Here is a 24,594-nt window from a genome sequence, read left to right as displayed (position 1 = left end):
ATCGTCCTGCGGCCAACCGGTACGTGACCACAGCACTGGACAAACCACCCGACCTGCGCGGGCCGGACGTCACGGCCGCGTTCGCCGACCTGTTCGACGCGCACGCGCGGCAGTTGCGCGGTTACCTGGCCGGCCGGGTCGGCGACGCGGCGGCCGACGACCTGGTCGCCGAGACGTTCCTGGTGGCGTTGAAGCGACGCCACAGCTACGACCCCGAGCGCGCGCCCGTGAAGGGCTGGCTCTACGGGATCGCCACGAACCTCGTGCGCGAGCACGTCCGCCGGGAGACCCGCGGCCGGCGCGCGGGCCTGCGCGCGGTCGGTCGCCCCGAACCCGACCACGGCGGCGCGGTCGCCGAACGGGTCGACGCCCAGCGCCACACCGAACTGCTCACCCGCGCCCTGGCGGACCTGCGCGACCCCGACCGGGACGCGCTGCTGCTCACGTCGTGGGCCGGGCTCACCCCGGCCGAGGTCGCCGCCGCGCTCGGCGAGAAGGACAGCACCGTCCGCTCCCGGCTGCACCGGGTCCGCACCAGGCTCCAAGCCCTGCTCACCGAGGAGGATCGCGATGCGTGAGCTCGACGACGCGCTCGACCGGCTCCACCACGACGCCCGCACCGCCGACGTGCCGCTGGACGCCGTGCGCGCCCGCGTCCTGAGCGCCGCTGCCGCGTCCGCGGCCCCCAAGCGCAAGCACACCGCGCGATGGCTGGCACCGGTCGCCGTCGCCGCCGCGGCCGCCCTGGTCACCGGTGTGGTCACGACCGGCGGCCGGAACGAGCCCGTCGCCACCGCGTCCTCGGACGCGCCACCGCCGCCGAGCGTGCGGCTGCTGTCCGCCCGGGAGTACCTGACGCGGGCGGCCGACGCCGTCACCGCCGTCGACCAGCCCCTCGCACCCGGCCAGTACCGCTACATCGCGGCGCACGAGTGGAACTCGCGCGGCACGGGGACGGCCACTCCCGTCGGCCAACCGGCGCGGGACCACGGCTACACCTACCTGGTCGAGTCCCGCACCGAGACCTGGATCCCCCACGACGTGACGCAGGAGTGGCTGAACCGGCGCACGCCGCTGGACGGCGTGAAGTGGCTCGGCGGCACGGTGCCGCAGTCCGAGGCACCGCTGGGCGAGCCGGACGTGACGGCGACCGGCGAGCGCCGCGGCAGGTGCGGCGACTTCTTCCCGGACGCCCAGCCGAAGAAGGTGTGCGGCGACCCGGACGACTGGGACAACCCCGAGTTCTACGCGCAGCTCCCGCGTGACCCGCAGGCACTGCTCCAGTGGCTGCGCGACCGCACCGCCCACCGCGGCGGCGGGCCGGCGGTGGTGTTCCACTGGGCCGTGCAACTGCTGCGCACCGGCCTCGTGCCCGCCGACCTGCGCGCCTCGCTCTACCGGGCGCTGGCGCTGCTCGACGGCGTCGCGGTGGCCGACGGCGCGGCCGACCTCGACGGCCGCGCGGGCGTCGCGATCACCGTCGAGGACGTCCACGAGCGGCGCGAGCTGATCGTGGACCCGGCCACCGGCGACTTCATCGGCGAGCGCACCGTCGCCGGGCCGCGGCCGCACGAGTCCTACATCCCGCCGGGCACCGTCACCGGCCACAGCGCGATCACCACGAAGGTCGTCGACCGGCTCGGCCAGACCGGCTGACGCGCGAAGGGCCGCCCCCGGACGTCGGGGGCGGCCCTTCGCGCGCGCTCAGTGCTGGTGACCCGCGAGCAGCTCGCGCGTCTCCTGGATCTTCTTGAACGACTTCGGCTCGCTCACGGTCGCCGCCCGGGCCGAGAACCCGGTCGCACCCGGCGCCGCGGCCGGCTTCTCCGGCGTGAACAGCCAGGTCTGGAACAGCTCGTCGAGCTGCTTGCCGGACAGCCGCTCGGCGAACGCGATGAACTCGTCCGTCGTCGCGTTGCCGTTGCGCTTGGCCGCCGGCCACTCCTGGAGCAGCCGGAAGAACGCCTCGTCGCCGATCTCGCCGCGCAACGCGTGCACGGTCAGCGCGCCCCGGTCGTACACGGCGCCGTGGAACTGGTTGGCCGCGCTCGGGTCACCCGGCAGCACCTGCCAGAACGGGCTGTCGGCCGGGTAGGAGGCGTAGACGAAGTCCGAGTTCTCCTGGACCGTGCCCTCGCCGACGTGCTCCGACCACAACCACTCGGCGTAGCTGGCGAAGCCCTCGTTCAGCCAGATGTCCTTCCAGCCTCGCACCGACACCGAGTCGCCGAACCACTGGTGCGCGACCTCGTGCGCCACGACGTAGGTGTTCGAGCCGCGGCGGAAGAACGCGGCGTCGTAGGTCGAGCGGGTCTGGTTCTCCAGCGCGAAGCCGATGCCCGGCGTCGCCACGCCGCCCTGCGCCTCGAACGGGTAAGGCCCGAACCGCGACTCCAGGAACTCCGTCACCTCGGGCGTGCGCTCGATGCTGGCCACGGCCGCGCCGTAGTCCGCGCCGAGCCGCTCGGAGTAGGCGTTGAGCACCGGCTGGCCGTTCGGCGCGGTCGACTGGCGGACCTCGAACTGGCCGATCGCCAGGAACGCCAGGTAGGTGGCCATGGGCTCGACGTGGCGGTAGCGCCACCTCGTCCAGCCGTTGATCTGCTGGGTGGTGCCGCCGAACGTGCCGTTGGAGATCACCTCGACGCCGGTGGGCACGGCCACCGAGATGTCGAACTTCGCCTTGTCGGTCGGGTGGTTGTTGCTCGGGAACCACCACGGCGCGATGTCGGGCTGGTCGATCGCCAGCGCGCCGTCCGGGGTCCGCTTCCACGACGTGTAGCCGTCCACGGCGTGCGTGGAGGGCACGTCGGAGTACGTGACGACGACCGTCACGTTCGAGCCCCCGCGCAGCGTGCCGCGCGGGTCGACCACGAGCTCGCCGCCGGACTGCGAGAACGCGGCCACCTTGTTGTCGACCCGGACCGAACTGACCTTCAGCAGGAAGTCGAGGTTGAACCGGCTCAAGTCCTGGGTGGTTCTGGCCAGGATCGTCGTGGTGCCGGAAAGCGTGTCGCTCGCCGGTTGGTAGTTGAGCCTGATGTCGTAGTGGGAGACGTCGTACCCGCCGTTGCCCGCGTTCGGGTAGTACGGGTCGCCGATGCCCGGTGCTCCCGGTTGCGCCGCCGTCGCCGTGCCGGCGAGCAGGAGCAGGGACGCCGCGGCGGCGGTACCGAGGGTCAGCTTCGCTCTCAGGGACATGCGGCGAAGCTAGTCGCGGCCCACCCCCCGCTGTACCCCCGTCGGTAGGATTCCGACTAGTGGAACGCGGTGGCCACCGCGGCCTTCAAGCGGCCGTGCAGATCGCGCAGTCCGTGGCGCTCCGCCCGGACTTCCACCACCCGGATTCCGCTCGGCCGGCCGAGCGCGCGTCGCAACTCCTCCGCCGTCCGCGCCTCGGTGTGCGGCACGTGGTGCGCCGCGCACAGCGACTCCAGGTCCACGCCGTGCGGCGTGCCGAACACGCGCTCGAAGGTCCGCTCGTGCTCCTTCGCGCCCTGCTCCAGCAACGCGAAGATGCCGCCGCCGTCGTCGTTGAGCACCACGACGGTCAGGTCGGGCCGCGGCTCGCCGGGGCCGATGAGCAGGCCGTTGGCGTCGTGCAGGAACGTCAGGTCGCCGATCAGGGCGTAGGTCGGGCCGCGGGTCAGCGCGATGCCCGCGGCGGTGGAGACGCTGCCGTCGATGCCCGCCACGCCCCGGTTGGCGTAGGTGCGCACGTCGCGGCGCGGCTCGGCGACCAGGTCGACGTCGCGGACCGGGTTGGACGAGCCGAGGAACAGGTTCGCGCCCGGCGGCAGCGCGGCGACCAGGTCGCGGGCCACGTGCAGGCCGGTCGGCCACGACTCGTGCGCCAGCAGGTCGTCCACCACGTCGGCGACCGCCTTGTCCGCGTGCTGCCAGGCGGTGAGCCAGTCGTCGTCCACGTCGTGCTCGCCCAGGACCAGGTCGGTGGACGTGTGCGTGGCGGTGAACTGGGCGTCCGGCCAGTCCAGGTCGTCGGACAGCACGTGCACGACCGGGGTCCGCGCGAGGAGCCGGGACACGCCCCGGGACAGCGTGGCGCGGCCGACCACGACCACGGCCTGCGGCCGCAGGTGCTCGGGCAGCTCGCCCGCGTTGAGCAGCAGCGCGCCGTGCCGCAGGCCGTTCCCGGTCGGTTCGGCGATCACGGGCCAGCCGGCGCGTTCGGCCAGGTCGGACAGGTCGTGCCCGGTGTCGCCGACGATCACCAGGGTGCGCGGGCCGAGGTGGTCGGCGGCACTGGTCGAGGTGGTCGTGCGGTGGGCGGTGCGGGTCCACGGCATGTCGAACGGGCGGCCGTCCAGGCTCTCCGGCCAGTCGTCGTCGCCGTCGGGCACCAGGGGCTCGCGGAACGGGACGTTGACGTGCACCGGGCCCCGCTCGCGCGCGGTGGACACAGCACGGCACACCAGGGACCGCCACAGGCCGTTCTGGTTGTCCCGGCGCTCGGCGATGGGGAACTGGAGCGTGTCCGTGCCGAAGATGCGCTGCTGGTCCACGGTCTGGCTGGCGCCGGTGCGGTACAGCTCGACCGGGCGGTCCGCGGTCAGCGCGATGACCGGCACGTTCGCGTGCGCGGCCTCCAGCATCGCGGGGTGCAGGTTCGCCACGGCGGTGCCGGACGTGCAGGTGACGGCGGTCACCTCGCCGCCGCCCTTGGCGAGCCCCAGGGCCAGGAACCCCGCGGTGCGCTCGTCGACGCGGACGTGCAGGGTGAGGCGTCCGGCCGCGGCTGCCTCGTGCAGGGCGAACGACAGCGGTGCGTTGCGCGATCCGGGGCTCAGCACGACGTGCCGGACGTCGTTGCGGATCAGCTCGTCGACGAGCACCCTGGCCTGCGCGGTGGACGGGTTCACCCCGACATTGTCGCTCAGCCCGCGACCAGGTGATTCCACGCGCTGAGCCGCACCGGGCCGCCTCTCAGCCGCCGCGCGGGCCTATTGTCGCTGCCGTGGCAGATCAGGACGTTTCCGAGCTGTTCGACCCCGCCCGCTGGAAGCAGGTCGAGGGGTTCGACTTCACCGACATCACCTACCACCGCGCGGTCGACCAGGGCACGGTGCGCATCGCGTTCAACCGGCCGGAGGTGCGCAACGCGTTCCGGCCGCACACCGTGGACGAGCTGTACCGCGCGCTGGACCACGCCCGGATGAGCTCGGACGTCGGCTGCGTGCTGCTCACCGGCAACGGCCCGTCACCGCGCGACGGTGGCTGGGCGTTCTGCTCGGGCGGTGACCAGCGCATCCGCGGCCGCAGCGGCTACCAGTACGCGTCGGGCGAGACGGCCGAGACGATCGACCCGGCGCGGGCGGGCCGGCTGCACATCCTGGAGTGCCAGCGCCTGATCCGGTTCATGCCCAAGGTCGTCGTCGCGGTCGTCCCGGGCTGGGCGGCGGGTGGCGGGCACAGCCTGCACGTGGTGTGCGACCTCACGCTGGCCAGCGCCGAGCACGCCCGGTTCAAGCAGACCGACGCCGACGTCGGCAGCTTCGACGGCGGCTACGGCTCGGCCTACCTGGCCCGCCAGGTAGGCCAGAAGTTCGCCCGCGAGATCTTCTTCCTCGGCCGCGCCTACACCGCCGACGACATGCACAGGATGGGCGCCGTGAACGCGGTCGTGCCGCACGCCGAGCTGGAGTCCACGGCGCTGGAGTGGGCCAAGGAGATCAACGGCAAGTCGCCGACCGCCCAGCGGATGTTGAAGTACGCGTTCAACCTGATCGACGACGGCCTGGTCGGGCAGCAGATCTTCGCGGGCGAGACCACGCGGCTGGCGTACATGACCGACGAGGCGGTGGAAGGCCGGGACGCCTTCCTCGAGAAGCGCCCGCCGGACTGGTCCGACTACCCCTACCACTACTGATGGTCACCCGGGAGCAGGTGCGCGCCGCCCTGGGCGGCCGGGGCGGCCTGGTGGTGGCCCAGGGCGGCGACGTGCCACCGCCGCGCGGCTGGGAGACCGCGGCGGCGCTCGCGGTCACCACGTCCGGCTCCACCGGCGAGCCGAAGACCGTGCTGCTCGGCGCGGACGCGCTCACCGCGTCCGCCGAGCTGACCCACGCCCGCCTCGGCGGGCCCGGCACGTGGCTGCTCGCCCTGCCGACCACGCACATCGCGGGCATCCAGGTGCTGGTGCGGTCGGTCGTGGCGGGCACCGAGCCGGGCGTGATGGACCTGACCCCGGGCTTCCGCGCCGCCGACTTCGCCGTCGCGGCCCGACCGGTCCTGGCCACGCCCGGTCGGCACTACACGGCCCTCGTGCCCACGCAGCTCGCCCGGCTGGTCGCCACCGACGGTCCGGGGCTGGCCGCGGTGCGGCAGTTCGACGCCGTGCTGATCGGCGGCGCGGCCACCCCGCCGAGCCTGCTGGAGCGGTCCCGGCGGCTCGGGGTCCGGGTGGTGACCACGTACGGCATGAGCGAGACCGCCGGCGGCTGCGTCTACGACGGGCTGCCGCTCGACGGCGTGCGCGTGCGGCTGACCGGGGGCCGGATCGAGATCGGCGGCCCGGTGCTGGCGCTGGGCTACTTGGGCGGCGAGCCGTTCGGCGAGTGGTTCCGCACCGGTGACCTCGGGCGCGTCCGGTCCGACGGCACGGTGGAGGTCCTGGGCCGGGCCGACGACGTGATCATCAGCGGTGGGGAGAACATCGCGCCCACCGCGGTCGAACGCGTGCTCGCGGCCCAGCCTGGTGTGCGGGAGGCGTGCGTGGTGGGGCTGACCGACCCGGAGTGGGGTCAAGTGGTGGCCGCGGCCGTGGTGCCGGAGGATCCGGGTGACCCGCCCGACGCGCACGGGCTGTGCGCGGCGGTCGGCGAGGTGGTGGGGCGGTTCGCCATGCCGAAGCGGGTCGTGTTCGTGGCGGAACTGCCCTTGCGCGGGCCCGGCAAGGTGGACCGGAAGGCGGTCGCTAGCTCGTTTGGGTGAGTTTCTGTCTTATTAGCAAGATTGTTGGTTGACAGGTAACCACGCCAGGCGATTGGCTCGGCTGCGCCGGGACGCGCGGCCCTGCCGCGGTCACCACCGCACCGCGCCGTCCGGACGAGGAGTGCTGCGATGACCAGGCGCTACCTGATACCGCTCGCCCTCGCCACCGTCCTCACCGCGGGACTCGCGGCGCCCGCCGCCGCCGCGGGCGAGGTCGAGTGGCGAGCCGACCTGTCCACCGTGGACGCCGACGACAACGGCGTCACCACGCACGACGGCGCGGTGCGGCTCGACCGCGCCGCGCCCACGCCCGCCAGCGCGCGGGCGGCCATCCGCACCGGGTTCCTGCAACTGGCGCCCCGCACGGTCGACGCGCCGGTCAACGCCGTCGCCGCGAGCGTGGCGAGCACCGTGCCCGCCGGCGCGGAAGTCGCCGTCGACGTGCGCGGCGCGGTGGGCGACGAGCAGTGGACCGAGTGGGTCGAGGCGCGGCCCGACGCGCCCGCCGTGCTGCCCACCGCGGTCACGACCGTGCAGGTCCGGCTGGCGCTGACGGCCGAGAAGGCGTCGCCCTCGGTGAGCCGGCTCGACCTGCGGGCGTTCACCACGACCACGTCCTCGGGCGTCGTCGCGGAGGCCGCCGGCCTGTCCTACCGGATCTTCGCCACCCGCGAGGGCCTGGTCGGCGGCACCACGGCGAACGGGCACGTGATCGTCAGCCGCGACCACTTCGTCGCCCTGCCGTCGCGGCGCGGCCTGTCCGCCAAGGGCACCGGCACCTACAGCGTGCGGGTGTGCGCGGCGAACGGCCGGTGCGAGTGGGCGCCGGTTTGGGACGTCGGCCCGTGGAACACCAAGGACGACTACTGGAACCCGTCGTCCACCCGCGAGATGTGGAAGGACCTGCCGCAGGGCAAGCCCGAGGCGCAGGCCGCCTACCAGGACGGCTACAACGGCGGCAAGGACCAGTTCGGCCGCGCCGTGGCCAACCCGGCGGGCATCGACCTGGCCGACGGCACGTTCTGGGACGGCCTGAAGCTGACCGACAACGCGTGGGTCACCGTCACCTACCAGTGGACCGGCTCGGGCCCGGCCGGGTTCATCCGCACGGCGGGCGACCCGCTCAACGTGCGCAGCGGCGCGACCTCCACGGCGTCCCAGGTGGGGCTGGCCGCGAACTACGCGCAGGTGCGGGTCGAGTGCCAGGTCACCGGCCAGTCCGTGACGGGCTCGCAGGGCACGTCGAACATCTGGTACCGGATCGCGGCGGGCAAGTTCGTCGCGCGGGCGTACGTCTCCGGCGTGTCGGGCGCCACCGCCTGCTGATCACCGGCTGATCACGCCGCACCCGGGAGCGGGTCCCCGTTCACCATGTCGGAGGATGTCCGGCATGGCCACAGTCGCCCAGTGGGTATCGGGGACCCGCCCCCGCACGCTGCCGAACTCCATCGCCCCGGTGCTGGTCGGCGCGGGTGCCGCGCACCACATCGACGGCTTCCACCTCACCTGGGCGGTGCTGGCGCTGGTGGTGTCGGTGGCGTTGCAGGTGGGCGTGAACTACGCCAACGACTACTCCGACGGCATCCGGGGCACCGACGCCGACCGCGTCGGCCCGTTCCGCCTGGTCGGGTCGGGCGCGGCCAACCCGAAGGCGGTGCGCACGGCGGCGTTCGCCGCGCTGGGCGTGGCCGCGCTGGCCGGCCTGGTGCTGGTGGTCCTGACCGGCCGGTACTGGATGGTGGCGTTCGGCGCGGTGTGCATCGCGGCCGCCTGGTTCTACACCGGTGGCCGCAAGCCCTACGGGTACTCGGGCCTGGGCGAGCTGGCCGTGTTCCTGTTCTTCGGCCCGGCGGCGGTGCTGGGCACGCTGTACGTGATGACCGGCGAGGTCACCGGCATCGGCATCGGCGGCGCGGTGGCGATGGGCGCGTTCTCCACCGGCGTGATGATCGCGAACAGCCTGCGCGACATCCCGACCGACGTCCGGGCGGGCAAGCGGACCCTGGCGTCCACGCTGGGCGACCGCGACTCGCGCCGGCTGTACCTGGCGCTGGTGTCGATCCCGTTCCTGATCACGCTGGCGATCGGCCTGCGCGTGCCGCTGGCCCTGATCGGCTTCCTGGCCCTTCCGCTCGTGGTCCTGGGCGCGCGCCGCGTGCTGAACGGCAGCAAGGGCCGCGACCTGATCCCGGTGCTGCGCGACACCGGTCTGGCGATGCTCGTGTGGGGCATCGCGGTGCCCGTCGCGCTGGTGCTGGGCTGACGTCCTTCGGCCGTTGGTGGCCGATGTGGGACAAACGGGGTCCGACGCCCGCCCGGAGCGCCGGAACGGTCGGGTGGGTGGACCGAGGCGGTCCGGGTCGCTGTGCGCGGGCGTGGTCGTGCTGGTCGGGTGCTGACCGGCGGCGTTCGCGACGATCGCCGGGTGGGCGCTCCCGGACTCGGGTGGAGTCCTGCCGGCGTCCCCCGTCGTGGTGCCGTTGCTGTTCCTCGGGGCGACGCCGGGAATGGTGCCCGAGGTGGGCCCGAGGTGCTCACCAGGCGTCCTCGGTGAACGAGATCGGCTCGTCGTCGTCACGCGGCTTGGGCTTGGGTGGTTCGACGCGGGGTTCCTCGCCGCGGCACAGGGCGGCCAGGGCTTCGCGGTCGGCTTCCAGGGCCGCCTTCACGCCCCGGTCGTCGGCCGCCTCGCCCATGAGCACCTGCCGCCAGCTCAGGTAGCCGCCCGCGATCCGCCGCTGCAACGCCCGCAGCTCCGGCGACGCCGCGTTCGACTTCGCGTACTGCATCACCCGCCGCACGTCCTCGGCGGAGGGCTCGCGCTGCGGGTACCGCAGCTTCGCCGCCTCGCGCATCGCCCGGTCGGCGTCGGCGACCGACCTGGCCAGCACGTCCTCCGCCGTGAGCACCTCCGCCGTCCGCCACGCGCTCACCGCACACCCCTTCCCACGCGCCGATCCCGCTGCGACGCACGGCACGCGCTCCGCGTTCCCATGAAAGCAGGAATCAACGGCCCCACATACCCGTCGAGCGGAACCTGTCGAGCGCGGCCAGGTGCGGCTCCAGGTCCATGCCCTGCCCGGCCACCCACTCGTCGTCGTAGTAGGTGTGCGCGTAGCGCTCGCCGCCGTCGCACAGCAGCGTCACCACGCTGCCCCGCAGCCGGGACGCCCGCATCTCGGCGATCAACTGGAACGCGCCCCACAGGTTCGTGCCGGTCGACCCGCCGACCCGGCGGCCCAGCACGTGCTCGACGTGCCGGATCGTCGCCACCGAGGCCGCGTCCGGCACCTTGATCATCCGGTCGATCACGTCGCCGATGAACGACGGCTCCACCCGCGGCCGGCCGATGCCCTCGATGCGCGAACCCCGCGTGCCGGTCAGCGTCGCGTCGCGGTCGCACCACGCGTCGAAGAACACCGAGTGCTCGGGGTCCACCACGGCCAGCCGGGTGCGCAGCTTGCGGTAGTGGATGTAGCGGCCGATGGTGGCGCTCGTGCCGCCCGTGCCCGCGCCCACCACGACCCACTCCGGCTCGGGCGCGGCCTCCAGCGCCATCTGCTGGAACACCGACTCGGCGATGTTGTTGTTCCCGCGCCAGTCGGTCGCCCGCTCGGCGTGGGTGAACTGGTCCATGAAGTGCCCGCCGAGCTCGGCCGCGAGCCGCCGGGACTCGTCGTAGATCGCGCCCGGCTCGTCCACGAAGTGGCACTGCCCGCCCTGGCGCTCGATCAGCGCCACCTTCTCCTTGCTGGTGGAACGGGGCATCACCGCGATGAACGGCAACCCGAGCAGCCGCGCGAAGTACGCCTCCGACACGGCCGTCGAGCCGGACGACGCCTCGATCACGGGCGTGCCGCCGACGACCCAGCCGTTGCAGATCGCGTACAGGAACAGCGAGCGCGCGAGCCGGTGCTTGAGCGAGCCGGTGGGGTGGGTCGACTCGTCCTTGAGGTACAGGTCGATGCCCCACTCCGGTGGGAGGGGGAAGTGCAGCAGGTGCGTGTCGGCGCTGCGGTTGGCGTCCGCCTCGATGATGCGGACGGCCTCGCACACCCATTCCCTGGTCCGGGAGCTGCATCGGTCTACCGAAGAGGTCACGCCGGCACGATAACTTCTGCGACGTGAACCCACTTCGGATCGGCTCCCCGCGAGGCAGTCTGCTGGCCGGCGCGGTCGGCGACGCGCTCGGCGGTGCGATCGAGTTCGACCGGATCGACCGCATCCGGGGCCGGTTCGGGCCCGCGGGCCTCACCGACTACGCGCCCGCCTACGGCCGGCTCGGGGCGATCACCGACGACACCCAGATGACGCTGTTCACGCTGGAGGGCCTGCTGCTGGCCCGCAAGCGCGGCAGCGACCCGGTGCACGAGGTGCGCGTGGCGTACGCGCGGTGGCTGCGCACGCAGGGCGGCCCGGAGGTCAGACCGGACGGGTGGCTGCTGGACGTGCCCGAGCTGCACGACCGACGGGCGCCCGGCAACACGTGCCTGACGGCGTTGCGCTCGGGCGTGCTGGGCACGGTCGACGCCCCGATCAACGACTCCAAGGGGTGCGGCGCGGTGATGCGCGCGGCGCCGGTCGCGCTGTGGTCCGACGACGTCCGGGAGGTGTTCGAGCTGGCCGCCGCGACCGGCGCGCTGACCCACGGCCACCCCAGCGGCTACCTGTCCGCGGGCGTGCTGGCGGTGCTGGTCGGGCAGCTCCTGGCGGGTGTCACGCTGCCGGCCGCGATCGAGGTGGCCCGGGCCGAGCTGATCCGGTGGGACGGCCACCAGGAGCAGCTCGCCCTGCTCGACCTGGCCGTGGAGCTGGGCGTGGGCGGCGTGCGGCCGACGCCCGAGGTGATCGAGACGGCGTTGGGCGGCGGGTGGGTCGGCGAGGAGGCGCTGGCCATCGCGGTGCTGACCGCGCTGGCCGCGCGCGACATGGCCGACGGGCTGCTGCTCGCGGTCAACCACTCGGGTGACAGCGACTCGACCGGCGCGCTGTGCGGGAACCTGCTCGGCGCGCGGGACGGCGTGGAGGCCGTCCCGGAGCACTGGCTGGAGGCGTTGGAGCTGCGGGACGTGGTGGAACGCCTGGTCGACGACGCGGAGACCACCTTCGCGCGGTGAGCGACGGGCCCGCTCAGGACGACCGGCGCACGAACCGCGGCAGGCGCTGCAAGGCGTACGGGTAGGGCAACGCCCGCTCGCCGGCCTCGGTCAGGCGCGCCAGTCGGTCGGCGTCGAGCGACCAGCCGGTGGCGCCGAGGTCGTCCCGGAGCTGCTCCGGCGTCCGGACCCCGATGATCGGGGCGGTCACGCCGGGCTGCTGGAGCAGCCAGCGCAGGGCGACCTGGGACGGCGTCCGCCCGACCTCGGCGGCCACGGCCGAGACCGCCTCCACGACCCGCCAGGTGGACTCGGCCGCACCGTCGGGCACCGGCTGCCCCCGGTCGGCCAACCTGGTGCCGGCGGGGGCCTCGACCATGTCCCGGGTGTACTTGCCGGTCAGCAGGCCGCCGCCGAGCGGGCTCCACGGGATCAGGCCGAGGCCCTCGTTGCGGCAGATCGGCAGCAGTTCGAGCTCCACGTCGCGTTCGAGCAGGTTGTAGAGCGGTTGCAGGCTGACGAACGGCTCCCACCCGTGCCGACGGGCGAGGTCGACCGACTTCTGCAACTGCCACCCGGTGTAGTTGCAGGCACCGACGAACCGCACCTTGCCGCTGCCGACCAGCCGGTCGAGGGTGGACAGCGTCTCCTCGATCGGCGTGGCGTCGTCGAAGACGTGGATCTGGTAGAGGTCGATGTAGTCGGTGCCGAGCCGTTCCAGGCTCGCCTCGACGGCCCGCACCAGGTGCTTGCGACCGGCGCCGTTCACCGGCGCCCCGGCGGCCATCTCGCCGTACGCCTTGGTCGCGATCACCAGGTCGTCGCGGTCGTGCGAGCGCAGCCACCGGCCGATGATCCGCTCCGAACCGCCGAACCGGTAGGTGTCGGCGGTGTCGACGAAGGTGCCGCCGGCGGCGGTGAACTCGTCGAGGATCCGGTGGGCGGTCGGCTCGTCGGTCTGGTCGCCGAAGGTCATGGTGCCGAGCGCGATCTCGCTGACCGCGAGGCCGGTGTTGCCGAGGAATCGTCGTCGCACGGGCCGAACGGTAGGCGCGGTCACGGCCGGGGGACCGGGCCAATCCGCCGCGGAGATCCCGGACCGATTCGCCCGCCGAACCGTGGACAGACCTTAATCTACATAGGTAGACTGGGTTCGTGGAACCGCTCGGACGCATCGGAGGGGCCACGGTCGACGTGCTGGAGGTGCTGCTCGGCAGCGACCAGCCGCGCTGGGGCCTGGAGATCATCAAGCTGACCGGACGCCCGTCCGGCAGCGTCTACCCGCTGCTCGACCGCCTGGAACGGGCCGGGTGGGTCACCTCGTCGTGGGACGACGACAGCGAACGCCGCGGCCCGCGCCGCCGGATGTACGTGCTCACGCCGGACGGCGCCCGCGAGGCGGTCAAGGTGTGCGCGAAGGCCGCCGGACGAGCCGGCCGCCGGACGAGATCCACGCCCGCCACCCGACCGGAGGTCGCCCGATGACCGGATTCACGACCCGACTCGCCCTGGCCGTGGTCGCGGTGGCCGCGCTGCGGCTGCCGCGCGGGCAGCGGGACCGCTACCTGGAGCAGTGGCGCGCCGATGTCCGGGGCGCCCGGGAGCTGGGGCTCAGCCCGCTCGGCGTGGCGCTCGGCGCGGCCCGCATCGCGGGTCGGGAGCGCGGACCGGTGCTGCTGCCGATCGGCCCGTTGGCGCTGGCCCTGCGGCTGCGCGAGAGCACGAACCTCGGCGCGGTGCTGGCCGTGATGGTGCTGGCCAACCTCGGCGGGGCGATCCTGCTGGTGATCTAGGCGGCGTCGCCGCGCAACTGGGCGCGCAGCTTCTCGCGCTCGGCGCGGCGCACGGCCTGCTTCTCCTCCAGGCCCTGCGCGACCCGCGTGCGCAGGCCGCGGAACACGAACAACGACAGCGGCAGGGCCACCACCACGCCCACGGCGAGGGCGACCAGCAGCGGCACGTTCACGAGCACGAGCAGCGCGGTGACCGCGGCGACCATGCCCAGGCGCGCGCCGATGTAGAGCGTCACATCACGACCCAGGTGCACGGTTACCCAGGTTACGCGTCGTCCGACGGCCCGGCCGCCGCGGTGTTCGGACGGCCCTCGAACCGGGTGGACAGCACGACCGTGGTGCGCGTGCGCGCGACGCCCTGGATGCGCCGCAGCCTGCCCAGCGAGCGCTCCAGGTCGTCCACCGTGGCGACCCGGACCTTGACGATGAACGACTCGTCGCCCGCCACCCGGTAGCACGACTCCACCTCGACCAGCTCCGCCAGCGCGACGGCCAGCTCGTCGTCGTCCGCGGTGTCGGTGGGGTGGATGCTGACCAGGGCGGTCACGCCCAGGCCGACGGCGCTCGGGTCCACCACCGCGTGGTAGCCGACGATGACCCCGGTGGCTTCGAGCTTGCCGACCCGCTCGTGCACGGCCGAGGCCGACAGGCCCACCTTGCGGCCCAGGTCGGCGTAGGTGGCCCGACCGTTCTCCCGCAGGGCGGCGATGATCTGGCGATCAAGAGCGTCCACCGGGCACAGGGTAGGCCCACCGGCCCGCCCGGGGTGACACGGCGGTGATGTCCGAACCGCACCCTTCGTCCCTTACTACCTCTTTACCATCACCCAAGCGTTCGAGTACCCGATGGGTGAGGTGCCACGATGCGTCCGGTACGTCTGTTCACCATCGGGGAGGATGCCGTGACCGTGACGCAGGGACACCAGGGGGAGCGCCTGCTGACGCCGGGTGAGGTCGCGAACCTGTTCCGGGTCGACCCGAAGACGGTCACCCGCTGGGCCACCGCGGGCCGGATCGGCTCGATCCGCACGCCCGGGGGCCACCGGAGGTTCCGCGAGTCCGAGGTCCAGCAGCTGTTGTCCCAGTTGACCACGGAGGCCACCGAACCCGTTCGGCACTGACGACGCGCATCTCCAAGACACGGGTAATCTCGTGGCAAAGGAGGTGGCGACCATGCTCTACCTGCTCGCGGTGATCGGTGCGCTCACCATCGCCGTGCTGCTGTGGCGTGCGTTCGGACCGGACCGGGTCGATACCGCCCCCAGCCGTCGTTTCGTGGCACCGGACGACGACCCCGACTTCCTGCGCAAGCTCGGCGAGCAGCGCAAGAAGAAGGCGGACGACGAGGAGTGAGCCGAACGAAGGGGCCTCACGTCGAGGCCCCTCGTCCTGTGCCGCTCCGGCTGTTCGGCCCGCCCTAGTTGTTCGGGAAGTCGTCGGCCACGGTCGCGGCCAGCTCCAGCAGGGCGAGCCGGGTGTCCGGGGCGAGCTTGTCCAGCTCGATCTCCGCGCCCTCCTCCAGGTGCGCGTCGAACGGGATCCGCACCACCGCGCGGCAGCGCTGGGCGAAGTGCGCCGCCAGCTTGTCCAGGTCGACCTTGCCCGAGCCCGGCCGCACCGAGTTGATCACCGCGACGGACTTCGCGACCAGGTCGCGGTAGCCGTGGGCGTCGAGCCAGTCCAGCGTCGCCGCCGAGGTCTGCGCGCCGTCCACCGAGCCGGACGAGACGAGCACCAGCGAGTCGGCCTGGTCGAGCACGCCCTTCATGGCCGAGTGCATCAGGCCGGTGCCGCAGTCGGTGAGCACGATGTTGTAGAACAGCTCCAGCAGCGAGATCGTGCGCAGGTAGTCCTGGTCGCTGAACGCCTCCGACACGGCCGGGTCCTGCTCGGACGCCAGCACCTCCAACCGGCTGGGCGACTGCGAGGTGTACGCGCGCACGTCGCTGTACCGGGTGATCTTCGAGGCGTCGCGGAGCAGGTGCCGCACGGTCGCCGTGGTCTCCCGGGGCACCTTCAGCGCCAGCGTGCCGCGGTCGGGGTTGGCGTCCACCGCGATGACCCGGTCGCCGCGCAGCGAGGAGAACGTCGAGCCGAGCGTGGTCGTCGTCGTGGTCTTGCCGACGCCGCCCTTCAGGCTCAGCATCGCGATCTTGTAGCACCCGCGCAGCGGCTGGTTGATCCGGGCGATCAGCTCGCGGCGCCGGACGTCCGCCGGGCTCTCGCCGAGGTTGACCAGGCCACCGGTGACCGAGTGCAGCGTCTTGCGCCAGCCGGACTGGGGCGGGCGCTTCGCGCGCTTGATCAGCTGCTGCGAGGTGACGTCGCCCGCGTTGGCCCGCTGCGGGTGCGGCGGCTGCTGGGGCTGCACGCTCTGCGGGAAGTTGTTGGGGAACCCGCCCTGGTACTGGTGCGGCCCCGACTGCCCCGGACCGGGGTACGGACCGGACTGGCCACCCGAGACCTGGTACGCACCGGACTGGTTGCCCGACACCTGGTACGCGCCGGACTGCCCGCCCGACACCTGGTACGCGCCGGACTGGCCACCGGGGACCTGGTGGGGCCCGGACTGCTGACCGGCCACGGGGTACGGACCCGACTGCTGACCGGGGACCTGGTACGGCCCCGACTGCGCCGGGAAACCGCCCGACGGCGGGCCGGTCACCGGGCCGGACTGCGCCGGGTCCAGGTACACGGTCTGGGGGTCGACGTAGTGGGCTCCCGATCCCGGCTCGACCTGGTAGCCGCCCGACTGGTTCGGGTTGGGCTGCTGCTGCCCCTCCGCTCCGGTCGGCTGCTGCCACGACGGCTCAGGATTCTCGTAGCGACCGGTCACCGCTGGGGTCCTCCCTGAGCGAAGCGGATCGAGACCTCCCCGACCCCACGCGTCCGACGGTAGTCGGCGACGAGTGGTTCCACGACACTGGGTGCGCGCTCCCCACCAGGCATCCGAACAGGTCGCGAACACCGCCCGGCACCGGGTCCGCGCCGATCAGCCGACGCCCGCGTACGAGTGCAACCCAGTCGTTACGAGGTTGATGAAGAACAGGTTGAACACGGTCAGCGCGAAGCCGAGCGAGTTGATCCACGCGGCGGGACGGCCGCGCCAGCCCGCCGTCGCCCGCGCGTGCAGGTACGCGGCGAACACGACCCACGAGACGAACGCCACCGTCTCCTTGGGGTCCCAGCCCCAGAACCGGCCCCACGCCGCCTCGGCCCAGATCGCGCCGCAGATGATGCCGATGGTGAACAGCGGGAACGCGAACACCGTGCTGCGGTAGGCGAGCCGGTCCAGCAGGTCGGCGTCGGGCAGCCGGGTGAACCGCGCGCGGCCCGACGTCTTGAGCAGGTACAGCACGCTGGCCACGCCGGGCACGAGCAGCACGCCGCTGGACACCGAGATGACCGAGACGTGCACCACGAGCCAGTACGACTGCAACGCGGGCTGCACGGGCGCGGCGTCGGCGTAGAGCACCGTGCCGCCGAGGAACATCAGGACCACGATCGGCACGAGCACGAAGCCGCCGAGCTTGCGGACGTCGAACGTGCGCGAGAGCACCAGCCACGTCACGACCGCGGCCAGCGTGAGCAGCGAGCCGTACTCGTACATGTTGCCCCACGGCGCGCGTTCGGCCGCGAAACCGCGCAGCACCAGCGAAGCGGCCTGGAGCAGCGCGCCGAGGACGGTGAGCGCCACGCCCATGCGGCCCAGGCGTTCGGCGCGGGACCGCTCCACCTTGGCGACCAGGCCCGGTGCCCACGTGCCGTCGGCCTGCGTGCCACCCGCCGCGACGGCCCCGGCGAGTTCCCGGGACTTCGCGGGCCGGGCGAACGCGGCCTCGCACAGGTACAGCACGGCGGCGAAGAAGTAGATCGCCACGGCCGCGCCGTAGGTCCAGTCGCTGTAGGTCGCCAGCGTCGTGTTGACCGGCATCAGCCCTCCTCCTTGTGAGCGAGCGGGTCGCGGGAGGGGACCAGCTCGCGGGCCAGCACCGTGAACTCCTCGCCGTACCCCGCCTGATCAGTGCGCGCGAGGCCGCCGACCTCGACCACGGTACGCCCGTCGTCACCGGGGGTCGCCCGCACCCACACGCGGCGGCGCTTGATGCTGAGCGAGACGCCCAGACCCAGGATGACCAGCACCGAGAACACCAGCACCCACACCTGCGTCGGGTCGTGCGAGACCTGCAGCGACACCCAGTCGCGGACGCCGTCGAAGCGGATCACGGTGCCGTCGTCCAGGGTCAGCTGCTCACCCTGCTTCAGGTTCTGCCGGGCGACCTTGGTCAGCTTGCCGTCCTGCACCATCTTCTGGTCGATGGAGAAGATGGACTGGCCGCGCCCGGAGTCGGTGCCGAGGTCGCCGCGGTAGACGTCGACCGCCACCGCCGGGTCGTTCGCGGCGGGGAACGCGGAGTCCAGCAGCTCGCCACGGAAGGCGGCGGTCGGCGCGAGCAGGCCGGTGATCGCGAGCTGGCTCTTGCGGCGCTGCTCGGCGTCCGGCACGTTCGGCGGGTCGAACTTGGTCGCGCCCTCCGAGGCCAGCGTGACCAGGTCGACCGGCCGCCACTGGGTCGCGCCGGTGCGGGTCTCGCCGTTGGGGAAGGTGACCGTGAACACCGGCGTGTAGCCGTGGCCGAGGAGGTAGAGCCGGTCGCCCGCGGTGCGCAGCGGGCTGTTGACCTCCAGCGGGTACGGCCGCCAGGTGCCGGTCTCCAGGTCCGCGCCGGACTGGTACTGGATGGCCGCGCGGAAGCTCTCGGCCTGGCCGTTGTGCAGGAACGTGGCGTCGAAGTCGTCGACCCGGACGCAGAACTGGTTGAGCTGCGTGCCGTCGACGCGCAGGCCGGGGCGGAACGTGTCGTAGTTGTAGACGCCCGAGTTGCAGAACTGGCCGCCGTCGGCCTGCACGATGACCTGGCCCTCGTAGCCGAACATCTTGCCCAGCGCGAACGCGACCAGCAGGCCCAGCAGGGAGAAGTGGAACACCAGGTTGCCGGTCTCGCGCAGGAACCCGCGTTCGGCGCTGATCGTGCGGCCGCCGCCCGGCTCGTCGCGGGTGACCGTGCGCCAGCCCTTGAGCGTGCGTTCGGCGTGCTCGATCACGGCCCGCGGCGTCGCGGAGGTGTCCCCGGACGCGTGGTGCGGCATCCGGGCCAGGTTGCGCGGCGTGAGCACCGGCTTGGCCCGCATCTGCTTGGAGTACTCCCAGGTGCGCGGCAGCAGGCAGCCCACCAGGGACACGAACAGCAGCACGTAGATCGCGGAGAACCAGACGCTGGCGTAGACGTCGAAGAACTGGAGCTCGTCGAGGAACCGGCCCCACCAGCCCTTGTCGGCGATGTACTCGTCGACCTTGACGGCGTTGAGCGAGCGCTGCGGCAGCAGCGCGCCCGGCATCGCGCCGAGGGCGAGCAGGAACAACAGGGTCAACGCGGTGCGCATGGCCGTGAGGCCGCGCCACGTGTTGCGCAGGAAGGCGAGGAAGGCGGCCACTACAACGGCAGTTTCAGGTCGTTGATCACGGCGTCGCGCAGCCAGCCGACGAAGTCGCCCCACAGGCCGGTGACCAGCGCCACGCCGACGGCCATCAGCAGCACACCGCCGAAGACCTGGACCTGGCGGACGTGCGAGCGCAGCCAGCCGGTCGTGCGGACCGCCCAGCGCGCGCCGAGCGCGATGAGGATGAACGGCAGGCCGAGGCCGAGGCAGTAGGCGAGCACCAGCACGCCGCCGCGCAGGGTGATCGAGCCGACCTCCGTGCTGCGGGTCAGCGCCAGCACGCCCATGAGGGTCGGGCCGACGCACGGCGTCCAGCCGAGCGCGAAGACGCCGCCCAGCAGCGGTGCGCCGAACAGGCCGGCCCGGGGCGTGCGGTGCAGGCGGACGTCGCGCTGGAGGGCGGGGACCAGCCCGATGAACACCAGGCCCATGGCGATGGTGATGACGCCGCCGATGCGCTGGAGCAGCTCGCCCTGGAACCAGAACAGGTCGGTCAGGCCGAGCACCACGAACGAGGTCAGGGCGAACACGACGGTGAAGCCGAGCACGAACAGCAGGGCGGCGCCGGCGACCCGCCAGCGACCGGACTTCGCGGCCTCGCCCTCGCTGACGGCCGGCGCGTCCGCGCCCACCAGGCCCGCGAGGTACGCGAGGTAGCCGGGCACGAGGGGGACCACGCACGGCGAAGCGAACGAGATCGCCCCGGCCAGCACCGCCACCCCGGTCGCGAGCAGGATCGGGCCGGAGGTGGCCAGATCGGTCGGGTTCACGGGTTCAGCGTAGGTAGGCGGTCTTGACGCCGTGCACCGGCATCCCTTATGGGCGACTTGCGTCACAGTGTTCGATCGCGCCGCTTCGGCGGCGCGGGCGTCTTAGCAGCTCCGCGTTACCCGTCTCAGCGAAGGACTAAACGCGACCATCAACCCTTGTGGGTGAGCGGGCAACTTCATAGCGTGACCGCATGCGTGCACACCGGCTCACCCTGCCCGTGCTGGCCGTCGCCTTCGCCGTCGTCGCCGCGCCCCTGCCCGGTGGCGCCGCGGAGTCCGACGCCCCCGGCGTGGAGTGGGTGGAGGTCTTCTCCCCGGACGGCACGATCTCGCGGACGCCCGTGCCGATCGCCGTCGAGGCCGCGGCCGCACCGGAGGCGGTGGCCGCCGACGTGGTGGCCGTCCAGGAGACCGGCCCGTCCGACCAGCGGTTCGACCTGGTGTTCGTCGGCGACGGCTACACCTCCGCCGAGCTGGGCGCCTACCACGAGCACGTGGTGAGCAAGTGGACCGAGCTGTCCGCCGTGGAGCCGTTCAAGTCCTACCGCCAGTACTTCAACGTCTGGCAGGTCGACGTCGTGTCGGCCGAGTCCGGTGTGGACCACGACCCGACCCTGGGCACGGACCGCGACACCGCTCTCGACATGGGCTTCTGGTGCCAGGGTCGGGACACCCAGACCGAGCGCCTGCTGTGCGTGAACCAGACCAAGGCCGTCCAGTTCGGCGCCCTCGCGCCGGAGGCGGACCAGGTCGTCGCGCTCGGCAACACGGCCAAGTACGGGGGCGCGGGCGGTGGCGTGGCGACCGCCGCGGGGGCCAACGACCAGGCCGGGCAGATCGCCGTGCACGAGTTGGGCCACTCGATCGGCGGGCTCGCCGACGAGTACGACTACCCGTACGACCGGTTCGGCGGCACCGAGCCGACCGAGGTCAACGTGACCGCGGACCCGACCGGCGCGAAGTGGGCGGCCCACCTGGGCCAGGCGTCGCCGGACGGCGGCGTGGTCGGCGCGTTCGAGGGCGCGCGGTACTACCGGTTCGGCCTGTACCGGCCCACCGACAACTCGATCATGCGCACGCTCGGCCGCGAGTTCAACCTGGTCGGCCGGGACGCGATGGTCGAGGCGTTCGAGGCCAGGGTGCCCGAGCTGCGCTGACGGCTACTCCGCGGCGAGGTCCTCCACCAGCGGGACCAGGTCGGACGCGATCACGCCACCGAGGAACGCCGCCGCCACCCGGTGCTGCTTGTCCAGCACGAACGTGGACGGCACCGTGTTGGGCGGCAGCCCGCGGAACGACAGCATCGCCCGACCGGACTCGTCGTAGATCGACGGGTAGCTCAACTGCCGGTTGGTCATGAAGTCGCGCGGCGACTCGGTCGAGTTCTCCTTGACGTCGACGCCCAGCACCTGCACGCCCAGCGGCCCGGTCTCGTCCTGCACCTTCTGCAGCTCGGGCGCCTCGGTGCGGCACGGCGGGCACCACGCGCCCCAGATGTTGACCACGACGACCTTGCCCGCGTAGTCCTCCAGCGAGATCGTCTTGCCGTCCTCCATCAGGCTCGGGCCGGTCAGGCCCTTGATGCCCTTGCGCTCGTCGCCCTCGTAGCGCAGCTTCGTCTCGCCGTTGGGCGCGACGAGCTGGAACTCCGAGCCGGCCACCACCGCGTCGTCGCCGGTGGTGCAGCCGGTGACGAGCAGCAGCGCCGCGGTGAGGGCCGCCAGTGCCGGTCGCGCCCTCATGCCCCGGTCACCCTCGGGTTCGTCGCGCCGACCGGCTCGGTGTAGACCACCCGCACGAGCTGCTCCCCCTCGAACACCAGGCTCGTCAACGACGCCAGCGAGCACTCGCGGCGGCGCGGGTCGTGCCACATCCGCTTGCCCTCCAGGAACCGCCGCAGCGTCCAGATCGGCAGCTGGTGCGACACGCACACCGCCTCGTGGCCCTCGGCGGCCGACCGGGCCCGCTGCACCGCGCCGAGCATGCGGTGCGCGATCTCCAGGTACGGCTCGCCCCACGACGGCCGGAACGGGTTGACCAGCTTGGGCCAGTGCCGGGGCGAGCGCAGCGCGCCGTCGCCGACGGCCACCTTCAGGCCCTCGAACAAGTTGTCCGCCTCGATCAGCCGCGCGTCGGTGGCCAGTTCCAGGCGGTGCGAGTCGGCGATCGGCGACGCGGTCTGCTGCGCGCGGTCCAGCGGTGACGCGACGACGTGCGCGATGTCGTGGTCGGCGAGGTGCTCGGCCACGGTCAGCGCCTGCTTCTGGCCGCGTTCGGACAGCGTGAAGCCGGGCAGGCGGCCGTAGAGGATGCCGGTCGGGTTGTGCACCTCGCCGTGCCGCAGCATGTGGACGACCGTGCGGCTCACTGGGTCGCCTCCGCGGCGGCACGGGCGGCGTGCGGCAGGGCGTCGGCGATGACCTGGAAGTCGTCGTCGGTCATGGCGGCGTTGACGAACCACGCCTCGAACGCGCTCGGCGGCGCGTACACGCCCCGGTCGAGCAGGGCGTGGAAGAACGGCGGGAAGCGCCACGTCTCGGCGGCCTGCGCGCCCGCGTAGTCGGTGACCTCGGCGTCGGTGAAGAACACGCTGACCAGGTTGCCGGCGAACTGCACGCGGTGCGCGACACCGGCCTCGGTCAGGGCGGCGGTGAACAGCGCGCCCAGGCGCGTGGCGTTGGCGTCCAGGGTGCGGTAGACGTCGTCGGTGGCGGCGCGCAGCGTGGCCAGGCCGGCGGCGACGGCGACCGGGTTGCCGGACAGCGTGCCCGCCTGGTAGACCGGGCCGGCCGGGGCGAGCTTCGACATCACGTCCGTCCGGCCGCCGAACGCCGCCGCGGGCAGGCCGCCGGACATGACCTTGCCGAACGTGTAGAGGTCGCCCTCGACGTTCTCCAGGCCGTACCAGCCGGCGCGCGAGACGCGGAAGCCGGTCATCACCTCGTCCATGATCAGCAGCGCGCCGTTGTCCCGGCAGAGCCGCTTGAGCTCGGCGTTGTGCCGCGGCGCGATCGCGCCCATGTTGCCCGCCGCGGCCTCGGTGATCACGCAGGCGATCTCGTCGGGGTTCTCGGCGAACGCCCGTTCGACGGCCTCGACGTCGTTGTAGGGCAGCACGAGGGTGTCGGCGGCCTGCGCGCCCGTGACACCGGGCGAGGTGGGCAGGCCGAGGGTGGCGACCCCGGAGCCCGCCTGGGCGAGCAGCGCGTCGACGTGACCGTGGTAGCAGCCGGCGAACTTGACGACCTTGCGGCGGCCGGTGAAGCCGCGGGCCAGCCGGATCGCGCTCATGGTGGCCTCGGTGCCCGAGTTGACCAGGCGGACCTGGTGCACCGGGGCGACCCGGTCGATGATCTGTTCGGCCAGCTCGATCTCGCCCTCGGTGGGCGTGCCGAACGACAGGCCGTGCACGGCCGCCTCGCGGACGGCGCGGACCACGTCCGGGTGGGCGTGCCCGAGGATCATCGGGCCCCACGACGACACCAGGTCGACGTACCGGTTGCCGTCGGCGTCCCACAGGTGCGGGCCCTCGCCGCGCACCATGAACCGGGGCGTGCCGCCGACCGAGTGGAAAGCCCGCACCGGTGAGTTCACGCCACCGGGGATCACCGCCGCCGCGCGCTCGAACAGTGCCTGGGATCGCGTCGCTGTCACGCCGTCCAGTCTCACACGCCGGGTTCTTCGACCTGCTTCCGACCACGGGTGCGCACGGCGAGCACGGTCTGGCGCACCGCGTCGAGCAGCAGCACGCCCGCGACGGTGACCACGGCCACGGACGCGCCGATCCAGTTGCCCCTGAACCGGGTGGACTCGAGCGGCGGGCGGTCGGGCACGGGGAAGCTGTAGTGCAGGACACCCCGGTTCCAGCACCACACGGCCAGCGGCACGAGCAGCGCGACGAGCACCACCTCGCCGATCGCGACGAGCGCGCGTCCCGGCTGGTGCAGCGTCGGCGCGCCCGGTCCGGGCTCGGGTTCCGGCACGGTCTCGGTCTCGACGGTGGCCGCAGTCACGCCGGTCAGCTTCTCACGCCCGGGCCGCTCGTCACGCACGCGTGCTCAACAGCTTCCCGATCTCGGCGCGCAGCGCGTCGGCGTCGCGCGCCCAGCCCGTCACCACCGTGCCGTCGGTGAGCCGCAGCGGCACCGCTCCCGTGCCGCGGGGCAGGGTCCAGCCGCCGCCGAGCACCTTCGCGCCGGCTCGCGGCTCGACGCCTTCGACGGCCTCGACGTCGCGCAGCCGCAGCTCCTCGCGGCCCTGGTGCAGGGCGGCGGGGGTGAGTCGGACCCGGTAGAGGCGGCGGCGGGCCTGCACCCAGAGCGCGGTGGGCAGGAGCAGCACCACACCGACGAGGAGCCACAGCAGCGGGCGGGTCGGGCCGGTCAGCGCCTCCACGCCGCACCCGAGCGCGGCGAACACCGGGCCCCACAGCAGGGGCCACCAGGACGTGCCGGGTTCGGCGTAGAGGGTCGGCTGGTCCACC

Annotated in this window: 28 protein-coding genes; 12 read left to right on the top strand and 16 right to left on the bottom strand. The window is 72.8% G+C overall.

The genetic code is table 11. The features are described 5' to 3' along the window. Positions 1–23 precede the first annotated feature (23 nt). Both FHX81_RS23630 and FHX81_RS23625 read left to right on the top strand, forming a co-directional pair. Positions 24–578 (top strand): RNA polymerase sigma factor, encoded by a 555-nt coding sequence (locus tag FHX81_RS23630; RefSeq protein ID WP_246107948.1) that lies wholly within the window; start codon positions 24–26, stop codon positions 576–578. Continuing rightward, positions 571–1,656: a CU044_5270 family protein gene (locus FHX81_RS23625; protein WP_141980217.1), complete on the top strand. Its 1,086-nt coding sequence runs from the start codon at positions 571–573 to the stop codon at positions 1,654–1,656. Before FHX81_RS23630 ends, FHX81_RS23625 begins: the two co-directional genes overlap by 8 nt. Positions 1,657–1,704: 48 nt before the next feature. Here FHX81_RS23625 and FHX81_RS23620 read toward each other — a convergent pair whose 3' ends face one another. Next, complete coding sequence (locus FHX81_RS23620; RefSeq protein WP_141980216.1) at positions 1,705–3,201, bottom strand: M1 family metallopeptidase; 1,497 nt, start codon at positions 3,199–3,201, stop codon at positions 1,705–1,707. Between the two features lie 56 nt (positions 3,202–3,257). Then, positions 3,258–4,880 (bottom strand): 2-succinyl-5-enolpyruvyl-6-hydroxy-3-cyclohexene-1-carboxylic-acid synthase, encoded by a 1,623-nt coding sequence (gene menD, locus FHX81_RS23615; protein WP_141980215.1) that lies wholly within the window; start codon positions 4,878–4,880, stop codon positions 3,258–3,260. A 95-nt stretch (positions 4,881–4,975) separates the two neighbouring features. Here menD and FHX81_RS23610 point away from each other — a divergent pair, with 95 nt between their 5' ends. From FHX81_RS23610 to FHX81_RS23595, 4 genes are all read left to right on the top strand, one after another. Beyond that, on the top strand, positions 4,976–5,887 hold the full coding sequence (locus tag FHX81_RS23610) for a 1,4-dihydroxy-2-naphthoyl-CoA synthase (protein ID WP_141980214.1): 912 nt from the start codon (positions 4,976–4,978) through the stop codon (positions 5,885–5,887). Further along, positions 5,887–6,951 carry an o-succinylbenzoate--CoA ligase gene (menE, locus tag FHX81_RS23605; protein WP_141980213.1) on the top strand — a complete coding sequence of 355 codons (1,065 nt, stop codon included), beginning with the start codon at positions 5,887–5,889 and terminating at the stop codon, positions 6,949–6,951. The genes FHX81_RS23610 and menE overlap by 1 nt, the downstream gene beginning before the upstream one ends. 129 nt (positions 6,952–7,080) lie before the next feature. After that, a complete protein-coding gene (locus tag FHX81_RS23600; protein WP_141980212.1) occupies positions 7,081–8,277 on the top strand; it encodes a hypothetical protein in 1,197 nt (398 codons plus the stop codon). Between the two features lie 64 nt (positions 8,278–8,341). Then, a complete protein-coding gene (locus FHX81_RS23595; protein WP_141980211.1) occupies positions 8,342–9,214 on the top strand; it encodes a 1,4-dihydroxy-2-naphthoate polyprenyltransferase in 873 nt (290 codons plus the stop codon). 271 nt (positions 9,215–9,485) lie between these two features. On the opposite strand, the gene FHX81_RS23590 is transcribed toward FHX81_RS23595, so the two are convergent. Continuing rightward, a complete protein-coding gene (locus FHX81_RS23590; protein WP_141980210.1) occupies positions 9,486–9,884 on the bottom strand; it encodes a hypothetical protein in 399 nt (132 codons plus the stop codon). Between the two features lie 73 nt (positions 9,885–9,957). Next, complete coding sequence (gene cds1 / locus FHX81_RS23585; protein ID WP_170232148.1) at positions 9,958–11,052, bottom strand: L-cysteine desulfhydrase Cds1; 1,095 nt, start codon at positions 11,050–11,052, stop codon at positions 9,958–9,960. A gap of 23 nt (positions 11,053–11,075) precedes the next feature. Between cds1 and FHX81_RS23580 the strand changes: the two genes are divergently transcribed. Continuing rightward, positions 11,076–12,068, top strand: coding sequence for an ADP-ribosylglycohydrolase family protein (locus FHX81_RS23580; RefSeq protein ID WP_141980209.1), 993 nt, complete (start codon positions 11,076–11,078; stop codon positions 12,066–12,068). Positions 12,069–12,081: 13 nt separating this feature from the next. Here FHX81_RS23580 and FHX81_RS23575 read toward each other — a convergent pair whose 3' ends face one another. Further along, positions 12,082–13,083: an aldo/keto reductase gene (locus tag FHX81_RS23575; RefSeq protein WP_141980208.1), complete on the bottom strand. Its 1,002-nt coding sequence runs from the start codon at positions 13,081–13,083 to the stop codon at positions 12,082–12,084. A gap of 119 nt (positions 13,084–13,202) precedes the next feature. Here FHX81_RS23575 and FHX81_RS23570 point away from each other — a divergent pair, with 119 nt between their 5' ends. Both FHX81_RS23570 and FHX81_RS23565 read left to right on the top strand, forming a co-directional pair. Continuing rightward, a complete protein-coding gene (locus FHX81_RS23570; protein ID WP_141980207.1) occupies positions 13,203–13,532 on the top strand; it encodes a PadR family transcriptional regulator in 330 nt (109 codons plus the stop codon). Beyond that, positions 13,529–13,840, top strand: coding sequence for a hypothetical protein (locus tag FHX81_RS23565; protein ID WP_141980206.1), 312 nt, complete (start codon positions 13,529–13,531; stop codon positions 13,838–13,840). Before FHX81_RS23570 ends, FHX81_RS23565 begins: the two co-directional genes overlap by 4 nt. Here the strand turns inward: FHX81_RS23565 and FHX81_RS23560 are convergent. Together FHX81_RS23560 and FHX81_RS23555 are read right to left on the bottom strand one after the other, a co-directional pair. Continuing rightward, positions 13,837–14,094 carry a DUF4229 domain-containing protein gene (locus tag FHX81_RS23560; protein WP_281291746.1) on the bottom strand — a complete coding sequence of 86 codons (258 nt, stop codon included), beginning with the start codon at positions 14,092–14,094 and terminating at the stop codon, positions 13,837–13,839. The two genes, FHX81_RS23565 and FHX81_RS23560, sit on opposite strands and share 4 nt — an antisense overlap. An 11-nt stretch (positions 14,095–14,105) precedes the next feature. Continuing rightward, positions 14,106–14,573 carry an Lrp/AsnC family transcriptional regulator gene (locus tag FHX81_RS23555; RefSeq protein ID WP_141980205.1) on the bottom strand — a complete coding sequence of 156 codons (468 nt, stop codon included), beginning with the start codon at positions 14,571–14,573 and terminating at the stop codon, positions 14,106–14,108. 129 nt (positions 14,574–14,702) lie between these two features. Here FHX81_RS23555 and FHX81_RS23550 point away from each other — a divergent pair, with 129 nt between their 5' ends. Both FHX81_RS23550 and FHX81_RS23545 read left to right on the top strand, forming a co-directional pair. After that, the gene (locus tag FHX81_RS23550) at positions 14,703–14,960 is read left to right on the top strand and encodes a BldC family transcriptional regulator (RefSeq protein ID WP_245950114.1); all 258 of its coding nucleotides are present in this window, start codon (positions 14,703–14,705) and stop codon (positions 14,958–14,960) included. A 52-nt stretch (positions 14,961–15,012) separates the two neighbouring features. Beyond that, complete coding sequence (locus tag FHX81_RS23545; protein WP_141984098.1) at positions 15,013–15,192, top strand: hypothetical protein; 180 nt, start codon at positions 15,013–15,015, stop codon at positions 15,190–15,192. Positions 15,193–15,256: 64 nt separating this feature from the next. Here FHX81_RS23545 and FHX81_RS23540 read toward each other — a convergent pair whose 3' ends face one another. From FHX81_RS23540 to FHX81_RS23525, 4 genes are all read right to left on the bottom strand, one after another. Beyond that, a complete protein-coding gene (locus FHX81_RS23540) occupies positions 15,257–16,675 on the bottom strand; it encodes an AAA family ATPase (RefSeq protein WP_141980204.1) in 1,419 nt (472 codons plus the stop codon). A gap of 156 nt (positions 16,676–16,831) precedes the next feature. Further along, on the bottom strand, positions 16,832–17,773 hold the full coding sequence (ccsB, locus tag FHX81_RS23535) for a c-type cytochrome biogenesis protein CcsB (protein WP_141980203.1): 942 nt from the start codon (positions 17,771–17,773) through the stop codon (positions 16,832–16,834). Beyond that, complete coding sequence (resB, locus tag FHX81_RS23530) at positions 17,773–19,284, bottom strand: cytochrome c biogenesis protein ResB (protein ID WP_141984097.1); 1,512 nt, start codon at positions 19,282–19,284, stop codon at positions 17,773–17,775. The genes ccsB and resB overlap by 1 nt, the downstream gene beginning before the upstream one ends. A 50-nt stretch (positions 19,285–19,334) precedes the next feature. Then, positions 19,335–20,111: a cytochrome c biogenesis CcdA family protein gene (locus tag FHX81_RS23525; protein WP_141980202.1), complete on the bottom strand. Its 777-nt coding sequence runs from the start codon at positions 20,109–20,111 to the stop codon at positions 19,335–19,337. Between the two features lie 191 nt (positions 20,112–20,302). Between FHX81_RS23525 and FHX81_RS23520 the strand changes: the two genes are divergently transcribed. Beyond that, entirely contained in the window at positions 20,303–21,268 is a 966-nt protein-coding gene (locus FHX81_RS23520; protein ID WP_141980201.1) for a M64 family metallopeptidase, read from the top strand. A gap of 3 nt (positions 21,269–21,271) precedes the next feature. On the opposite strand, the gene FHX81_RS23515 is transcribed toward FHX81_RS23520, so the two are convergent. Genes FHX81_RS23515 through FHX81_RS23495 form a run of 5 tightly spaced genes read right to left on the bottom strand, consistent with a single transcriptional unit; the run spans position 21,272 to position 24,593 of the window. Continuing rightward, on the bottom strand, positions 21,272–21,853 hold the full coding sequence (locus tag FHX81_RS23515; protein ID WP_141980200.1) for a TlpA disulfide reductase family protein: 582 nt from the start codon (positions 21,851–21,853) through the stop codon (positions 21,272–21,274). Continuing rightward, on the bottom strand, positions 21,850–22,458 hold the full coding sequence (locus FHX81_RS23510; RefSeq protein WP_141984096.1) for a histidine phosphatase family protein: 609 nt from the start codon (positions 22,456–22,458) through the stop codon (positions 21,850–21,852). Before FHX81_RS23510 ends, FHX81_RS23515 begins: the two co-directional genes overlap by 4 nt. 17 nt (positions 22,459–22,475) lie before the next feature. Next, entirely contained in the window at positions 22,476–23,765 is a 1,290-nt protein-coding gene (gene hemL, locus FHX81_RS23505; RefSeq protein ID WP_141980199.1) for a glutamate-1-semialdehyde 2,1-aminomutase, read from the bottom strand. A gap of 11 nt (positions 23,766–23,776) precedes the next feature. Then, positions 23,777–24,163 (bottom strand): hypothetical protein, encoded by a 387-nt coding sequence (locus FHX81_RS23500; RefSeq protein ID WP_141980198.1) that lies wholly within the window; start codon positions 24,161–24,163, stop codon positions 23,777–23,779. Beyond that, positions 24,156–24,593, bottom strand: a complete 438-nt coding sequence (locus FHX81_RS23495) for a hypothetical protein (RefSeq protein WP_141980197.1) — start codon at positions 24,591–24,593, stop codon at positions 24,156–24,158. Before FHX81_RS23495 ends, FHX81_RS23500 begins: the two co-directional genes overlap by 8 nt. Position 24,594 lies beyond the last annotated feature (1 nt).

Source organism: Saccharothrix saharensis (genome assembly GCF_006716745.1).
Classification (GTDB): Bacteria; Actinomycetota; Actinomycetes; order Mycobacteriales; family Pseudonocardiaceae; genus Actinosynnema; species Actinosynnema saharense.
This window is presented reverse-complemented; position numbering and strand designations above follow the sequence as displayed.